Below are 15,555 nucleotides of genomic sequence, written 5' to 3'. Positions count from 1 at the left end.
TTTTAGAATACCAACAATTTTTCCATTAAAGAATAGGCTAATACTTGATGCATTGGCACCGGGCGCAATAAGCGTATTCCGCACGCTCAGGGAATAGCGGCTGCAGGGGTATTTTCCGCCATGAAAAGATTTAAGCCTGTTCCAGGAATGCGGCAAGTATCCGCCCGATCTTTTCGAATTCGATCAGGAAGCCGTCGTGCCCGTAGGGGGAGTCGATCTCGTGGTATACCGTGTTGTGCATATGCTCTGCCAGCAGGAGCTGTTCTTCGGGCGGGCAGAGTATGTCGCTGGTGATGCCGATCAGCAGGGTTTTCTGCTCTATCTGGCGCAGGGTGGTGGCTACGTCCGCATGCCGCCCCCGGGCGATGTTGTGGCTGTCCATCGCTTTGGTGAGCAGCCAGTAGCTCTGGGCATTGAAGCGTTTCACCAGCTTTTCGCCCTGGTATTCGATATAGGATGACGCCCTGAAATGATCCGTTTTTTCCTTGTCGGGATCGGTTTGGGTGGCCATGAAGGTCTTGTAGTTCCGGTAGGTGAGCATACCAATGGCCCTTGCAGCCTTCAGTCCCGCCGCCCCCGCGTCTTTGCGGGGCAGTTCCCAGGTACTGTCTGCTTCGATGGCCAGCCGCTGCGAGGTATGCACGGCAATGCCCCAGGCGCTTTCGGCAGCCCCGGTGCACAGCAGGAACAGCCGGCCGATGCGCTCAGGCTCCATCAGCGTCCATTCCAGCACCTGGTAGCCGCCCATGGAACCGCCTACCAGCAGGTGGATATGATCTATATTAAGGTGTTTGCGGAGCAGGATGTGCGCATGCACGATGTCGCGGATGGTGACCTGCGGGAAATCGCGGTACCAGCGCTGGCCGTCGTAGGCGTCACCTTCGTCGTTCAGCTCCATGGTACTGTATTCAGGAAGTAATTCCTGCAGCACGGCGCCTTTTTTTCTTTTAGGATAACCGGCGGAGCGGTTCACGGAAAGCGGCCCCGAGCTTCCATAGCAGGAGCCCAGGATGTTGGCGCAGACAATAAAGTACCTGGAAGGGTCTATTACCCGGCCCTCGCCGACGAGGCCCTGCCACCAGTCCGCCACATCGGAATTGGCGGTAAGCGCGTGGCAGATCCACACGACATTATCGGCATGTTTGTTCAGGGTGCCGTAGGTATGAAAAGCTATATCTATGCCGGGTAAAACCTCCCCGGACTCCAATGTAAACGGCTGGTTGCTATGATAGGTCTGCACTGACAACGCTATTCAAAAAATTTCCCAAACTTACAAAACCCTTCGCGGTTTTCCTATCCGCTTTTACGAATGCCATTTGTCACTTCACTGTTATTACGTGTAAAGAATTATCTTTGTTAATCGGGTTTACTCCTAATTTTGTATAAAATATCAGCACCAAATATGAAGATCGCTTTAAAACGTATAGACGACGGGTTTAACATGGAAGCGGTGGACGAACAGGGCCACAAGGTATTAATGGATTCCTCCGTAGAGAACGGCGGCAAGAATAACGGCGTGCGCCCCATGCAGATGTTGATGATGGGCCTCGGCGGCTGTTCCGCCATAGACGTGGTGATGATCCTGAAAAAACAGCGCCAGGAGATCACAGACCTCCGTATCGAAATAGAAGCCGAACGCGAAAAAGGCAAAGAACCTTCCCTCTGGGAAAAAGCGCACATCATTTTTCATCTCAGCGGCAATATTGATGCAGACAAAGCGGCCCGCGCCGTGGAGCTCTCCATGAACAAATATTGCTCCGTTGCGGAAACGCTCCGCCAGGGTAAAACCAACCTTACCTGGGAAGTAAAACTTAACGCCTGACCCAAGGCCTGATCTCAAGCAATACAATGAACAAGAGAGAGAATAAAACTACCTGGCATGCGGAAACGCAGGCCATCCGGATACAATCTGAAAGAACATCGCACATGGAGCACAGCGGCCCGCTGTACCTCACTTCCAGCTTTTGTTACGACGATGCCGAAGCCATGCGCGCCGCTTTTGCGGACGAAACGGACGCATTTATCTACACCCGTTTCAGCAATCCTACCGTAGAAGAGTTTATCAACCGTATGCGCGCGCTGGAAGGCGCTGAGGCCGGCTTTGCCACCGCTTCGGGCATGAGCGCCGTGTTCGCCAGCTTCATGGCTTTCCTCAAAACGGGAGACCACCTGGTAAGCTCGTCGTCCATCTTCGGATCCACACATACGGTGATCACTAAACTACTCCCGAAATGGGGGATCGGGCATTCCTATTTCGATCTCACCAAACCGGAGACCGTTGAAGCGCTCATACAACCCAATACAAAAATGATCTTCGTGGAAACGCCTTCCAATCCCGGGCTGGACCTGGTGGACCTGGAAACGCTGGTGCAGATCGCGAAAAAACATAAAGTGCTCCTGAACGTGGACAACTGTTTTGCCACGCCCGCCCTGCAAAAGCCTATTGCGCTCGGTGTGGACCTGGTAACGCATTCCGCCACCAAGTGGATCGACGGGCAGGGCAGGGTATTGGGCGGTATCGTGCTGGGCCGCAAAGAGCTGGTAGACGAGGTGTATACCTTCTGCCGCAGCACAGGCCCCAGCCTGAGCCCGTTCAATGCCTGGGTACTGAGCCGCAGCCTCGAAACCCTGCATGTGCGCATGGAACGCCATTCAGCCAGCGCGCTGAAGCTGGCGCAGGCCCTGGAAACCAATGAGCACCTGGAATGGGTGAAATACCCGTTCCTGCCCAGCCATCCGCAGTACGCCATCGCGAAGAAACAAATGACAGCAGGCGGCGGTATTGTTTGTTTTGAGCTGAAAGGCGGGCTGGAAAGAGGCCGCCGTTTCCTGGATGAGCTGGAACTGCTGAGCCTTACGGCCAACCTGGGCGACAGCCGCAGCATCGCTTCCCACCCGGCCAGCACCACCCACGCCAAGCTGAGCGAGGCGGAAAGGCAGAACGTGGGCATCACGCCCGGCCTGATCCGTATTTCCGTGGGGCTGGAACATGTAGGCGACATTATTCATGATATAGAACAGGCGCTGGAAAACAGCAAATAGCACAACAACCGTGCGTTACAGCCGGTGCACATAATTTCCGTTCCGTGGAAAAGTGATGCGGGTTAATTGCGAAGAATACCTTAATTTTCTTCCTGATTACCCTGCATCACTTTTTTTAATTTGCGCATATGCGTTTTGTACTTGCTCTGATCCTCACTGTCATACTTGGTTACATCCTCGGGCTCTTCCTGGACTGGTGGAGCATCGCCCTGGCGGCGTTCATCGTAGCGCTTTTCTGGCAGCAATCCCCCGGCCGCGCCTTCGGCAGCGGTTTCCTGGCGGTATTCCTGCTCTGGGGCATATTGGCCCTGGTGATAGACGTGCGGAACGAACATATCCTTTCCACCCGCATGAGCGAGCTGATCCTCAAAACCAGCCTGCCCGTGGCCATGATCCTGATCACCAGCGTGATCGGCGGGCTTGTGGGCGGAGTGAGCGCCCTGTCTGCGAGCGTTTTAAGGCCCCTGAAACGATCCAAATAATCTACTCTGTTAAAATTGACCTAAAACATCCGTTAATCCATATAACGTTTATTTGTATCTGTTACTTTTGATGCATGACGAGATATCTACCTTTATCCCTTTTATTCCTGTTTGCCATACCCGCCCATGCCACTTTGATCCGCGGTAAAATCGCCAACGGAAAAGGTGAGTTCCTGCCTTTTGCCACCGTGATGATCAAAGGCACCACGCAGGGCACTACCGCCAACGCCGAAGGCCTGTACCAGCTGGACGTTCCGCAGGGGAGCCACGTGATCGTTTGCCAGTACATGGGCTACCGCAAGGAAGAAAAAACCATTCAGGCCGGCAGCGCCACACTGGAACTGAATTTTGTGCTTCAGCCCCTGAGCATGCAGATAAAGGAAGTGGTAGTCAGATCCGGCGGGGAAGACCCTGCCTACGCCATCATCCGCCAGGCGATCAAAAAACGTTCTTTTTACCAGTCGCAGGTAAAGAACTACAGCGTGGAATCTTATATTAAAATGCTGGCCAGGCTCCGCAAAACGCCCAAACGCGTATTCGGGCAAAAGATCGATACCGAAGAGATCGGCGTCGATTCCACCGGAAAAGGCATCGTATCCCTTTCCGAATCCGTTACCAGGATCGCCTACCGTGCGCCGGATACCAAGCTGGAAGTGATTTCCAGCCGGCAGAGCGGGGGAGGGCTGGGCTTCAGCATTCCCACCATCATCAGTTTTTACGACAACAACGTGGAAGCCGTAGCCTCCGAGCTGGGGCCGCGCGGCTTCATTTCCCCCATTTCAGAGAACGCGCTGTTTTATTACAAATACAGGCTGGAAGGCACTTTTATGGACGACGATAAGCTGGTCAACAAAATAAAGGTGATCCCGCGCCGCAAATATGAACCGGTATTCTCAGGTTATATCTTCATCACGGAAGACGACTGGCGCATTCACAGCACCGATCTGATGCTTACCAAGGAATACCAGCTGGAACTGCTGGACACGCTGGTGATCAGGCAAACGCATGTGCCGGTGAATGCTACGGTCTGGCGCACCAAAGACCAGGTGGTGTACGTGGCCACGAAACTCTTCGGCTTCGATATAGTGGCCAACTCGGTGAATGTTTATTCCAACTATAACCTGGACCCCGTTTTCCCGAAAGGATACTTCAACAAAGTGATCATGAAATATGAGAAGGATGCGGAGTTCAGGGGGATGAACTACTGGGACAGCATCCGCCCCGTGCCGCTGGAAGAAGAGGAACAGAAGGACTATCGCGTGAAAGACAGCACAGCCCGCGCACGCCGCGATTCCGCAAGGTCCGGCCGCCACCTGGATTCGCTCCGGCGCAAACCGCAGCGGGTTGAGCTAAATAACATATTCCTCACTGGCTGGGGGCATACCTGGTATTTCAGGCGCGACACGGCCATCGCAGCGCACCGCTTCAATATGGGCTCGCTCATTAAAGGGCTGAGTTATAACACCGTGGAGGGCGCTTCTTTGTATATCACGCCAGGCGTCACTTTCAGCCTGCCGAAGAACAAAGCGCTGATATGGCAGAACAATATCCGCTACGGATTTACGAATACTCACCTGAACGCATACACGTCGCTGACATACGCGGGCAGCGGGCAGGGCGAATACGGTACCGGCAACTCATGGACCATTTCCGGGGGCAAGCGCATCAGCCAGTTCAACCGAGGTGAGCCTATCGGCCCGATTATGAATTCCTTATACACGCTGCTGCTGAAAGAGAATTACATGAAACTGTATGAGAGCTGGTTCGGTGGTATTAACTTCTACCGCAATTTCCAGCGTACCGTTTCCTTCAGCCTCAACGCCAATTACGAGAACCGCATCCCGCTGGAGAATACGGAAGACTACGTGCTGTTCAAGAACAGTGAAAAGGTCTTCACGCCCAACCACCCGCAGGAACTGGCACATATTCCATTCAACCGCGAAGAGGTGATCACCGTGGGCGGCAGCATCAGCTTCCAGCCGGGGCAGCGTTTTATCGAATACCCGAACCGCAGGGTAGGCATGGGCAGCAAGTACCCCACCTTCACCGCCAGCTACCGCAAAGGCTTCCTGGATGCGGATTTCGACAAGTGGAACATCGGTGTGAGCGACAACATGAATTTCAAGCTGTTGGGCGAGCTGCGTTACCATTTCACGGGAGGCGGCTTCCTGAACAACAGCAAAGTGAGCATCCCCGATATGCAGCACTTCAACGGCAACCAGACCTTCCTGAACATCCGCTACGTGAACAGTTTCCAGCTGGCGCCGTATTACCAGTACAGCACCACCGCCAAACTGTACGGCACCGCGAATGTGGAGCATCACTTCAATGGTTTGCTCACCAACCGCATCCCGCTGTTCAACCGCCTGAAATGGCACCTGGTAGCGGGTTCTAACGCCTTTTACGTGAACAGGGACAATAACTATGTGGAAGTGTTCGCGGGGCTGGAGAATATTTTCAAAGTGCTCAGGGTGGATGTGGTGGCCGGCTACCAGAGCCAGGCGGATACGCGCATCGGCATCAGGGTAGGTTTTGGAGGGATACTCGGCAGCGCGTTCAAATTTGAATAGATATTAAAACAGGAATGCCGGAGGGATTGTACATCAGCCTCCGGCATTTTTATTTTCTTATATGGATATTTCATTCTTTCTTCGAAGCGGAATCCCTTCTGCGCCTGCGTTTGTTGAACAGCATCAATCCCTTGTCGATCCCTTTCCGCAGTTCGGCCTGCATTTCTTCAGGCAACGCCAGCACCTCTTTACATTCAGCGCTGCAGCAGCCATTGTATTCCGCCGCGCATTTTTCGCACTGGATAAATAACAGGTGGCAGCCTTCGTTGGCGCAATTGGTATGCGTATCGCAAGGCCCGCCGCATTGGTGGCACTGGCTGATGATCTCGTTGGAGATACGCTCGCCCAGGCGGTCGTCGAACACGAAATTTTTTCCCTTGAACTTGTTGGGAAGCCCTTGCTCGCGAGCTTTGTTCGCATATTCGATGATCCCGCCTTCGAGATGGAATACGTTCCTGAAACCGTTGTGCAGCATGTATGCCGAAGCTTTTTCGCAACGGATGCCGCCGGTGCAGTACATGATGATGTTCTTGTCTTTCTGGTCCTTCATCATATCCACCGCCATGGGCAGCTGCTCCCGGAAGGTGTCCGAAGGTACTTCCAGCGCTTTATCGAAGTGGCCAACCTCGTATTCGTAGTGGTTGCGCATGTCAATCACCACGGTGTCCGGGTCGTCCGTCAGGCGGTTGAACTCCTCGGCGTTCACGTAACGGCCGCGGTTGTCCATGTCGAAGGTGGGGTCGGTGATGCCGTCTGCCACGATCTTGTCCCGCACTTTGATCTTTAAAACCCAGAAAGATTTGCCGTTGTCGTCCACGGCAATGTTCAGGCGAATGCCCTTCAGGAAGGGGATAGTGTCCAGGTGTTGACGGAACGCCTCAAAATGTTGTTCGGGAATGCTGACCTGTGCATTTATACCCTCATGGGCAACGTATATCCGGCCGAAAACCAGGAGCTGGTCGAGGGCCAGGTAAAGACCGTCCCGGAACGCCCGGGGGTCTGCAATTTTGGCGTACTGGTAAAAGGAAACAGTGACGCGCTTGAATGTTTCTTCCGCCAGCTTTTTTTTCAGCTCTGTGGCGGACAACCTGTTATGTAAAACCATGCTTGAATTTTAAGGACCAACGCCGGTGGAACAAAATTCCTGTCATAGCACATCCGTGTTATAACGCCGCAAAGTTACGATAATTTTTTTTGAGCCGTTTTACCCGGAAGGGAAAAGTATTGGGAATCAAAACACATAAATCAATTAATTCATTTATAGTTGTTCCTTGCACGGACCCTCATTAACAAAAATGGCACGCTTTTGGAAAATAGGGTATCAGAGCAGAGAAACGACCGCCGTGAGGACAGTAAAACAATAACCCTAAATATAGCCTATATGAATATGTATACGTATTATGTGATCGCCGCCATTGTTGCCCTTTGGTTGTACCGCCTGGCAGCTTATCATTTCGGAGCGAACGAAAATGAAAAAGCCAAAAGTTCAGAAGCAAGAAGCAGGAGAAGAAGCAGCCGGTATTGACGGAATATTATTATGTCTCTGGCAAGCAAAAGATAAGAAGCTGTCCGGCAAAGCGCCGGGCGGCTTTTTATCTTTTCAGGAACCGGTTGTGCAGTATTTTTTCCATCACCTCGTCTTTGAGGTTGCGGCTGATCGGGATGTGATGGCCGGCCATGAGCACCTCGTTCCCTTCGATGCTTTCAATTTTATCCAGCGCCACGATAAACGATTTATGCACTTTCAGGAAGCGGTCTGCCGGGAGGTATTCTTCCACCCCTTTAAAGGTCAGGTAGGTAATGTATTTCCGCGCCTGGGTATGAATGGCCACGTAGTTCTGCAAAGCCTCGGCAAACAGCACGTCCGCCAGGGCGATCTTTTCCAGCTTGTTATCGCATTTGATAAAGAAATACTCCGCTGTTTCCTTTTTCAGCGCCGCTTTGGCCTTGTTCACGGCTTTCAGGAAACGTTCGAAAGAAACGGGTTTCAGGAGGTAGTCGAACACGTCCAGCTCAAAGCCTTCCACGGCATAATCCGCATAGGCGGTGGTCAGTATCACCAGCGGGCGGCTGGGCAGGGTGCGCAGCAGTTCCAGCCCGGTCATGCGCGGCATCTGGATATCCAGGAACAGGATGTCTACCTGCCCGCTGTGCAGCATATCCGCGGCTTTCACGGCGGAATCGCATTCCCCGGCCAGTTCCAGGAAACTGACGTCGGCTATATACTCCTTCAGCCCTTTGCGGGCCAGCGGCTCATCGTCCACCACCAGGCAACGGAGGTTCATATGCGGTATTTAAAGGTTCATGATACCTGGAGCGTTAAGGTCACTGAATAGGTGTCCGGCTCCGTGCGGACCACCAGTGAATGTTTGCCGTTGTACAACAGTTCCAGCCTGCGTTTCACATTGCTCAGCCCAATGCCGCCATTGCCGGCGGCGGGTTTCGGCTCGCGGGTATTATGCACCCGGAAGCGGAACTCCCCGTTTTCCCGCTCCATTTTTATATGGATGGAATTGGCCGGCCGGTGTGAAACATGCTTGAAGGCATTTTCCACGAAAGGGATCAGCAGCAGCGGCGCAATGGTAAAGTCCTTCACCGCCGGGCTGTGCTCAAACACAATGTCGTACTGCTCTCCATGCCGCAGCTGCTGGATGGCCACATAGCTGCGGAGGTACTGTATCTCCCGCCCGATGTCCACCCGTTCGGTATTGCATTCGTACAGCTGGTAGCGCAGCAGCTCGGAGAACTGCATGAGCGTGTCCCGCGCGGTACGGTTGTCTTTATCTATCAGGAAATAAATAGTATTCAGCGAATTGAACAGCGAATGCGGGTTGATCTGCGAACGGAGGAACTGCAGTTCCTGCTCTGCTCCCGCGCGCAGGGCGCTTTGCAGCCGGTGCAGCGTCCTGATCTGGTCTATATAGAATTTGATGCCCGCCGCGGCGCCCACCATAAAAAACAGGGGGATGTACACGTCGTACAGCTGTGCGTTGAGCGTGGCATTGGGCCAATGGGTGATGGTGGAGGCGTAGGGGAGCAGTATGAGATTCAGCACTTTGATGACGGCAAAGCCGGTAACCGCCACCAGAGCGGTAAAGCTGAGAAAAAAAGCGATGTATTTTTTGGTGTAGAGGTATTTCGGGATCAGCACGTAATTGGTGAAATAGACGGCCCCCGCCAGCGACAGCACCTTCAGCAGCCCGGCCAGCACAGTGGGCGTGAGGTCCGGGTAATCGTCTATCCGCAATGTGATCCACACCACAAAGAAAGCAACCCAGAACAGGATATGGTGGAGCCGCCAGTTGTAGATCTTTTTCAAAAGGTTCATACCGTAAATTAAATGTACGGCATTTGCGGGATACCTGGATTACATGAAAAGCGGGTTTGGCTTGACGAATGGGGCTATCCACAAAATAAAGAGGGCGGTCCAAAGTAACCGTTTACTTTACGGACCGCCCTATTCATATGTTTAACGGCTGCCTACGGGAAAATATACTTCAACGTACCCGCGAAGGTCCCGGTGCCGGAGAATGTCTGTGTTTCCACCACATCGTCGCCTACCAGTATCTCCAGCTTCAGGCTCCCGGGAGTGGTGCTGGCAACGCTGAATGTTACCCAGTCGTATTGTTTCACGGTCCTCTTAAAGCTCCTGGTGATGGGCAGCGCTGCGTTCTGCTCTGTCGTCATGCCGCCGGTGGCATTGAACCAATCGATGCGGCAGCTGGTAATATTGCCGGATACTTTGGTCACTTTGTAGGTAACGTTCACTTCTTTGGGATACCCGCCGCCGCCGGGAGGTGTGGGATCGTCGTTTTTATCTTTGCTGCAGGAAACAAACAAACCGGCAGCTAATAATAATACCGCAAGGCTCCACCGCTGCTTTTTAATTACTGAAAAGTTCATATAACTGTGTTTTGTTTAAACGCTTGGTTTCGTTCAACAAAACTATGCCCGGCCGTGCCATGCGACAATACCATAACAACGGTATGCCGGCATACCATATTCAGGGTATATTTCAGATCAGCGCGTAATCCATGGCTGCTTTGATGAGGGCGGCGGCGTTGTTCACTTTCAGCTTTTGCATAATGTTTTTCCGGTGGGTTTCTGCCGTGAGGGTGCTGATGCCGAGCTGGACCGCTATTTCAGGATTAGTGAAGCCCCTGGCGATCAGTTGCAGCACATCTTTTTCCCGGCGCGTGATGCGGGGAAGCTCCGCCAGGCTATGCGCACCGGAGGCGATAACCTGCTGCACATCCGGCCCCAGCACAATCTGGTGGTCCAGCACCCGGTGTATAGCATCCATCAGTTCGCGGGAAGACGTATTTTTTAAGATATAGCCATTGGCGCCGTTCTGCAACATCTGGAGAATAAAAGTGCGATCGCTGAATGCGCTCAGGGCAAGGATCTTCACAGTTTTATCCAGCTTCCGGATACGGCTGCAAAGTTCTACGCCGCTGATGTCAGGCAGGTTGATGTCCAGCAGTACTACATCCACGCTGTTTTCTTCAAGGAAAGCCAGCGCTTCCAGCCCGAGGGAATAGCTGGCGGCCAGCTCTATTTCCGGCTGGTCCAGCATCAGCGACCGGATGCCCTCCAGCATCAGCAGATGGTCTTCAACGATGAGCAGCGATATCGGGTGCGGTTTCCTGTACATGGATATCAATATTTATGGTAGTGCCTTCGCCGGGGGCGGATTGTATGTCCAGCCGGCCTTTGAGATAATCAACACGCGCCCTGACGCTTTGCAGGCCGATGCCATCGGCGGGGGAGAGCGTGTTTGCGTCAAATCCTTTGCCGTCATCTTCTACGATAACAGACAGCTCTTCGCCTCTTTGCAGGCACTGCACGAGTATATTACGGGCGCCGCTGTGCTTCAGGGCATTGCCGAGCAGTTCCTGTACGAGGCGGTAGATCATGATCTGCTGCGATTGGGAAATATCGCCGCGCAGGTCGAAAGCCTGGAATACGATCGTTGCGCCGTTGTGCTGCAAGCTTTCGCAAAGGTCCTTTAATGCCGCTTCCCATCCAAATTTCAGCAAGGCTTCAGGCATCATATTGTGTGCAATGCGGCGCAGCTCATGGGTAGCGCCGTCCAGTTGCGCAACGATCTGCTGCATCCGGGCGTCATTCCCAGGGATATTGTCCGCCAGGTCCGCCGCTTTCACGCGGATGCTTGCCATGGTGCCGCCCAGCCCGTCGTGCAGATCACGGGCAAGCCGCCTGCGTTCCTGTTCCTGGCCTTCCAGCATAGCCGAAAAATGCCGGATGCGCTGGGCTTGTTTCATATTTTCCAGCTCCTGCCGCTGCAGCTGTTCTTTCTGTGTGGCCAGGCGGTGTTTATTCCAGTAAACGATAAAAATGATCAGGGCGACGAGCAGCGCTACGATCAAACCCGCCAGCAGCAGGGCGTTGTAGGCGCGGCTGCGCTGCAATACAAGCTGTTGCTGCCTGCTGGTGCTTTCCAGTACCAGTATCTTCTTTTCTTTTTCCGAAGCCTGGTATTTTATTTCAAGGTTGTGCAGGCGCACCTTGCTTTCTTCACTCTTCACGCTATCGCTCAGCTGAACGAATTCCCGCAGGTAACGCAGCGATGCGGCGTAGTTATGTGTTTTTTCTTCCAGCCGGGACAGTATCTCCAGCCCATGCAGGATATTGGCATGCCAGTTAATGCCGCGTGAGATGGACATGTATTCCTGCATGACCTTCTTCGCTTCGGCGTAACGCCCCTGGGTCTCATACAATTCATTGAGCGACTCCAGCGCGTTGGTCCTGTTCAGGGGCAGGGGCGCGGTAGGGGTATTGACCTGAAGCGCGCGAAGGTAGGCTTTCTCAGCCGCCGCGTAATTTTTTGTTTTAAAATGGTAAAGGCCGCGCGCGATCTCGTATTCTTCTTCCAGCAACGGGTTTGTATGATCCATGACGGCCGACGCTTTATCGAGATACCTGCGCATGGCATCCAGGCTGTCCAGGTTCATAGCGCACCAGGAGGTTACCATATACGCTTCCGTCAGCTGGGCGGAGGGCCTTTTTTCGTGCAGCGCGATGCTTTTCTGCAGGTAACCGAATGCTTTTTTATATTGCTCCCCGTTGTAGAATTTTACGCCGATGTTGAAGTTGGCCACTGCCAGCGCCAGTGTATCTTTTATGCGTTCCAGCATGGGGATCACGCTCAGCACCATTTCCAGCTCTTTCTCCGGCTGTCCTTTCGCGCCATAAACGGCCGCGAGGTTCCCTGTCAGCCTGGCTCTCATGTATACGGCAGGCAGGCTCGAATCCTGCCCGATCGCTTCAAGGCCCTTCTGGTATTGAGGCCCGGCAGCCTCATAGTTGTCGCGGCCATGATAGATCTTCCCAATCGTAAACCGCGCCTGCGCGATGCTGGTATGGGGGCCGTGCTTCGTATAGATGGCCAGGGCCTGTTCCGCCGCCCGCATGGCTCCGGCTGAATCAGCCGCCCGCAGGGTTTCGGCGAGCCGTATCATATGCCTCGCCCTTACCGTGTCCACCCGCTCCGCGGCGATCAGCCGGCGCAGGCTGTCCGCATTGAGGGGCGTGGATTGCGCCATGCAGATACGGCATAGCAGCAACAGCAACACCGCCAGGTATGTCCTGTGAAATAATGTTATCATGAAATGTGCGAAAAAATAAAGATAGTAAAAAAGCCGGGCCGGGAGCGGGGTATGGATCCCATAAAAAAGGGCGCCCTGTTGGCCGCCCCCTGTATAAAGTCGGAAAATGGTATCGTTATCCCTGCATTTTCTCTTCCAGCTCCATCACTTTTTCGAACGCGGATTCGTATTCGGTATTGAGCTTTGCAAGGTCCGCATTCATCTTTTTATACGCGTCTTCGGTGGCGCGGAATTTATCCTTGTGGGCGTAAATTTCCGGGTCCGCCATATCGTTTTCCAGCTGCTTCAGTTTTTCCTTCAATCCCGCGATCTGTTGCTCCAGTTGCTGGAACTGCCGCTGCTGTTTTTGCAGCTCTTTCTGAAGATCCTTGTCTATGGCGGTTTTGGGAGCAGACTGCTGCTTAGCGGGCTGCGGCTGCGCTACCGGAGTGCTTTTTTTTTCAGGTTTCGGGGGAGCGGCGGCCAGTGCCTGGCGCTTTTTCCATTCTTCCCATTCGCCGTAAGTACCCTTGAATTCCTTGATCTCCCCGTCCACGATCTCCCAGATCTTGTTGGCGGTTTTGGACACGAAATAACGGTCGTGGCTTACCAGCACCAGGCTGCCTTCGTATTTGCCGAGGGCGTCTATGAGCATTTCCACGGAATTGATGTCCAGGTGGTTGGTCGGTTCGTCCAGCAGCAGGAAATTGGCCTGGCTGATGATCACCTTGCCCAGCGCCACACGCGCTTTTTCGCCGCCGGAAAGGATGCGGACCTTTTTGAACACATCATCGCCCTGGAACAGGAAGCAGCCGAGCAGTGAGCGGAGTTCCATTTCGGTTTTGCCGCTTCCGCAGCTTTTCAGTTCTTCAAGTATCTCGTTGTCCAGGTGCAGGGCTTCCAGCTGGTGCTGTGCGTAGAAGCTGGTCACCACGTTGTGCCCCGGGATACGTTCTCCCTCGAAAGGTTCTGTGCCCGCGATCACGCGCAGCAGGGTGGATTTACCCTTACCGTTCGCGCCGATGAGGGCTATTTTGTCGCCGCGGTTGATCTCCGCGGTAGCGTTCTTTAATATTTCAAGTTTGCCGAAGGCTTTGCTTACGCCGCTGAGCGTGCATAGGATCTTCCCGGGCATTTTGTCCACGGAAAAGTTCATCCTGATCTTGGCCGGGCCGCCGTCTACCTGCTCCACGCGTTCCAGCTTGTCCAGCCTTTTGGCGATACTCTGCGCCTGCGCGGCTTTGGAGGCTTTGGCTTTGAAGCGTTCAATAAAACGTTCCTGCTGGCGTATGTAATCCTGCTGGTTCTCGTACGCACGCTGCTGCAATTCGCGGCGGAGCACTTTTTCTTCTTCGTAGTCGGAATAATTACCGGCGTAATGGTGCAGCTGTTGCTGGTAGAGCTCTACCACCTTGTTCACCATCCTGTCCAGGAAGAAGCGGTCGTGGCTCACGATGATCACGGCGCCGCTGTAATTGCTGAGGTATTTTTCCAGCCATTCGATAGACGGGAGGTCAAGGTGGTTGGTCGGTTCGTCGAGCATCAGCACATCCGGCTGCTGGAGGATCAGCTTGGCCAGCAGCACGCGCATGCGCCAGCCGCCGGAAAACTGGTTGTAGGGGCGCTCCAGGTCAGCCGTGCTGAAACCAAGCCCTTCCAGTACAGTGGCGGTTTTGTGGCGGATGTTGTACCCGTCGAGCGTATCAAATTCATGCAGCTTGTCCGCATACTCATGCAGCAGCGCATCGTCCTGCGAATGTTCCAGCTTGGCGGTCAGCTCTTCCAGCTCTTTTTCCACCTTCAGCGCCTGCTCAAAGGCGGTCATACCCACGGAAAGAATGGAATTTTCCGTTTCAAAGCTCAGCAGGTCCTGGTTGAAGAACCCGATAGAAAGGTTCCTGATCTTGTTGATGCTGCCTTTGGAAATGGTGTATTCCCCGTTGATAATGCGGAGAAGGGTGGATTTGCCGGTACCGTTCAGGCCGATAAGGCCTACGCGGTCTCCGGGAATGATGTGCCAGGAAGAATCCTCTATAATGGTTCTTGCGCCGAATTCAAATGTAATGTCCTGCAGGGCGATGAGCATACCTAATTGCTATTAAACCCGCAAAGATAGTATATTTTTTGGTCCTATATTTGAGGCTAAAAGCACCGCATGAAAATCAGGCAATATTTATGGATCATCGCCGCCGGCGCAGCCTTCACGGCCTGCCAGCAGGGCGGCCGGCAGGAGGGAACGGGGGAGGATACGGCTTTACAGGCCAGCACACTGCAGGCGCCCTTTACTGATGAGTATTACGACTCGCTGAAAACAGCCATGACGGCCTATTACCAGCTGAGCGACGCCCTGGTGAAAGGCGATACCCTGGCGGCGGACATCGCTGCGGCGGCGCTGAAATATCATGTGGACAGCCTGCCGGTTGCCCGCCTGGGGATAGACAGCAGCCGCGCGGCGGACCTGGCGGTGAGCACCGGGAGCATTTCCGCTGAGCTGGCCGGGCTGATCATCGAAAAAGGCGGGCTGGACAGCCGGAGGTCTTCTTTCCAGATGGTGAGCGACCAGCTGTACGACCTGCTGCAGACCACCGGTTTTAAAGGCAATACCGTCTACCGCCAGCATTGCCCCATGGCGTTCAACAACCGTGGCGCGCACTGGCTGAGCGACACCACTGAAGTGGTAAACCCATATTTCGGCGATGAAATGCTGCATTGCGGTTCCGTAACGGATACCCTGCGTTTCCAGCAGGCTTATCAGCAGTAACGGATAATTTACCTTTCTGATAAATTCAGCGGCGCCGGCAACAAAACGCCGGCGCTGCGCGTATATACCATATTGATATTGAAAAACCTGTA

General features: G+C 53.7%; 14 protein-coding genes. 6 read left to right on the top strand and 8 right to left on the bottom strand.

The window, feature by feature from the left end; all coding sequences use genetic code 11:
* Positions 1-130: 130 nt before the first annotated feature.
* On the bottom strand, positions 131-1,240 hold the full coding sequence (locus ACTJIK_RS24125; protein ID WP_440650110.1) for a homoserine O-acetyltransferase family protein: 1,110 nt from the start codon (positions 1,238-1,240) through the stop codon (positions 131-133).
* Positions 1,241-1,402: 162 nt separating this feature from the next.
* On the opposite strand from ACTJIK_RS24125, the gene ACTJIK_RS24120 reads away from it, so the two are divergent.
* The 4 genes from ACTJIK_RS24120 to ACTJIK_RS24105 all read left to right on the top strand — a co-directional run bounded on the left by ACTJIK_RS24120 (position 1,403) and on the right by ACTJIK_RS24105 (position 6,094).
* Complete coding sequence (locus ACTJIK_RS24120; RefSeq protein WP_440650109.1) at positions 1,403-1,822, top strand: OsmC family protein; 420 nt, start codon at positions 1,403-1,405, stop codon at positions 1,820-1,822.
* Between the two features lie 26 nt (positions 1,823-1,848).
* Positions 1,849-3,042 (top strand): trans-sulfuration enzyme family protein, encoded by a 1,194-nt coding sequence (locus ACTJIK_RS24115; protein ID WP_440650108.1) that lies wholly within the window; start codon positions 1,849-1,851, stop codon positions 3,040-3,042.
* 128 nt (positions 3,043-3,170) lie between these two features.
* Positions 3,171-3,524 carry a hypothetical protein gene (locus tag ACTJIK_RS24110; RefSeq protein ID WP_440650107.1) on the top strand — a complete coding sequence of 118 codons (354 nt, stop codon included), beginning with the start codon at positions 3,171-3,173 and terminating at the stop codon, positions 3,522-3,524.
* Positions 3,525-3,598: 74 nt separating this feature from the next.
* The gene (locus ACTJIK_RS24105) at positions 3,599-6,094 is read left to right on the top strand and encodes a DUF5686 and carboxypeptidase regulatory-like domain-containing protein (RefSeq protein WP_440650106.1); all 2,496 of its coding nucleotides are present in this window, start codon (positions 3,599-3,601) and stop codon (positions 6,092-6,094) included.
* A gap of 70 nt (positions 6,095-6,164) precedes the next feature.
* Here the strand turns inward: ACTJIK_RS24105 and trhO are convergent, their stop codons facing one another.
* Positions 6,165-7,199: an oxygen-dependent tRNA uridine(34) hydroxylase TrhO gene (trhO, locus tag ACTJIK_RS24100; RefSeq protein WP_440650105.1), complete on the bottom strand. Its 1,035-nt coding sequence runs from the start codon at positions 7,197-7,199 to the stop codon at positions 6,165-6,167.
* A gap of 276 nt (positions 7,200-7,475) precedes the next feature.
* On the opposite strand from trhO, the gene ACTJIK_RS24095 reads away from it, so the two are divergent.
* Positions 7,476-7,619, top strand: a complete 144-nt coding sequence (locus ACTJIK_RS24095; RefSeq protein WP_440650104.1) for a hypothetical protein — start codon at positions 7,476-7,478, stop codon at positions 7,617-7,619.
* A gap of 67 nt (positions 7,620-7,686) precedes the next feature.
* Here the strand turns inward: ACTJIK_RS24095 and ACTJIK_RS24090 are convergent, their stop codons facing one another.
* The 6 genes from ACTJIK_RS24090 to ACTJIK_RS24065 form a co-directional block, all read right to left on the bottom strand.
* Positions 7,687-8,379, bottom strand: coding sequence for a LytR/AlgR family response regulator transcription factor (locus ACTJIK_RS24090; protein ID WP_440650103.1), 693 nt, complete (start codon positions 8,377-8,379; stop codon positions 7,687-7,689).
* A 17-nt stretch (positions 8,380-8,396) separates the two neighbouring features.
* Positions 8,397-9,422 carry a sensor histidine kinase gene (locus ACTJIK_RS24085; RefSeq protein ID WP_440650102.1) on the bottom strand — a complete coding sequence of 342 codons (1,026 nt, stop codon included), beginning with the start codon at positions 9,420-9,422 and terminating at the stop codon, positions 8,397-8,399.
* A 152-nt stretch (positions 9,423-9,574) separates the two neighbouring features.
* On the bottom strand, positions 9,575-9,997 hold the full coding sequence (locus tag ACTJIK_RS24080) for a hypothetical protein (protein ID WP_440650101.1): 423 nt from the start codon (positions 9,995-9,997) through the stop codon (positions 9,575-9,577).
* A 112-nt stretch (positions 9,998-10,109) separates the two neighbouring features.
* Complete coding sequence (locus ACTJIK_RS24075; RefSeq protein WP_440650100.1) at positions 10,110-10,748, bottom strand: response regulator; 639 nt, start codon at positions 10,746-10,748, stop codon at positions 10,110-10,112.
* Positions 10,708-12,723, bottom strand: a complete 2,016-nt coding sequence (locus ACTJIK_RS24070; protein WP_440650099.1) for a tetratricopeptide repeat-containing sensor histidine kinase — start codon at positions 12,721-12,723, stop codon at positions 10,708-10,710. The genes ACTJIK_RS24075 and ACTJIK_RS24070 overlap by 41 nt, the downstream gene beginning before the upstream one ends.
* Before the next feature lie 115 nt (positions 12,724-12,838).
* Positions 12,839-14,788 carry an ABC-F family ATP-binding cassette domain-containing protein gene (locus ACTJIK_RS24065; RefSeq protein ID WP_440650098.1) on the bottom strand — a complete coding sequence of 650 codons (1,950 nt, stop codon included), beginning with the start codon at positions 14,786-14,788 and terminating at the stop codon, positions 12,839-12,841.
* Positions 14,789-14,857: 69 nt separating this feature from the next.
* Here ACTJIK_RS24065 and ACTJIK_RS24060 point away from each other — a divergent pair, with 69 nt between their 5' ends.
* A complete protein-coding gene (locus ACTJIK_RS24060; protein WP_440650097.1) occupies positions 14,858-15,463 on the top strand; it encodes a DUF3347 domain-containing protein in 606 nt (201 codons plus the stop codon).
* Positions 15,464-15,555 lie beyond the last annotated feature (92 nt).

The organism is Chitinophaga sp. 22620 (assembly GCF_052044405.1).
In the GTDB taxonomy this organism is placed as follows: Bacteria; Bacteroidota; Bacteroidia; order Chitinophagales; family Chitinophagaceae; genus Chitinophaga.
The sequence above is the reverse complement of the archived record's forward strand: the minus strand, read 5'-3'. Positions and strand labels throughout refer to the sequence as shown.

What these genes read in the sequence shown, in the direction of transcription:
- ACTJIK_RS24120 (WP_440650109.1), top strand. Translation starts at nt 1,403, where the DNA reads ATGAAGATCGCTTTAAAACGTATAGACGACGGGTTTAACATGGAAGCG.
- ACTJIK_RS24095 (WP_440650104.1), top strand. Translation starts at nt 7,476, where the DNA reads ATGAATATGTATACGTATTATGTGATCGCCGCCATTGTTGCCCTTTGG.
- ACTJIK_RS24115 (WP_440650108.1), top strand. Translation starts at nt 1,849, where the DNA reads ATGAACAAGAGAGAGAATAAAACTACCTGGCATGCGGAAACGCAGGCC.
- ACTJIK_RS24110 (WP_440650107.1), top strand. Translation starts at nt 3,171, where the DNA reads ATGCGTTTTGTACTTGCTCTGATCCTCACTGTCATACTTGGTTACATC.
- trhO (WP_440650105.1), bottom strand. Translation starts at nt 7,199, where the DNA reads ATGGTTTTACATAACAGGTTGTCCGCCACAGAGCTGAAAAAAAAGCTG.
- ACTJIK_RS24065 (WP_440650098.1), bottom strand. Translation starts at nt 14,788, where the DNA reads ATGCTCATCGCCCTGCAGGACATTACATTTGAATTCGGCGCAAGAACC.
- ACTJIK_RS24105 (WP_440650106.1), top strand. Translation starts at nt 3,599, where the DNA reads ATGACGAGATATCTACCTTTATCCCTTTTATTCCTGTTTGCCATACCC.
- ACTJIK_RS24080 (WP_440650101.1), bottom strand. Translation starts at nt 9,997, where the DNA reads ATGAACTTTTCAGTAATTAAAAAGCAGCGGTGGAGCCTTGCGGTATTA.
- ACTJIK_RS24070 (WP_440650099.1), bottom strand. Translation starts at nt 12,723, where the DNA reads ATGATAACATTATTTCACAGGACATACCTGGCGGTGTTGCTGTTGCTG.
- ACTJIK_RS24075 (WP_440650100.1), bottom strand. Translation starts at nt 10,748, where the DNA reads ATGTACAGGAAACCGCACCCGATATCGCTGCTCATCGTTGAAGACCAT.
- ACTJIK_RS24085 (WP_440650102.1), bottom strand. Translation starts at nt 9,422, where the DNA reads ATGAACCTTTTGAAAAAGATCTACAACTGGCGGCTCCACCATATCCTG.
- ACTJIK_RS24090 (WP_440650103.1), bottom strand. Translation starts at nt 8,379, where the DNA reads ATGAACCTCCGTTGCCTGGTGGTGGACGATGAGCCGCTGGCCCGCAAA.
- ACTJIK_RS24060 (WP_440650097.1), top strand. Translation starts at nt 14,858, where the DNA reads ATGAAAATCAGGCAATATTTATGGATCATCGCCGCCGGCGCAGCCTTC.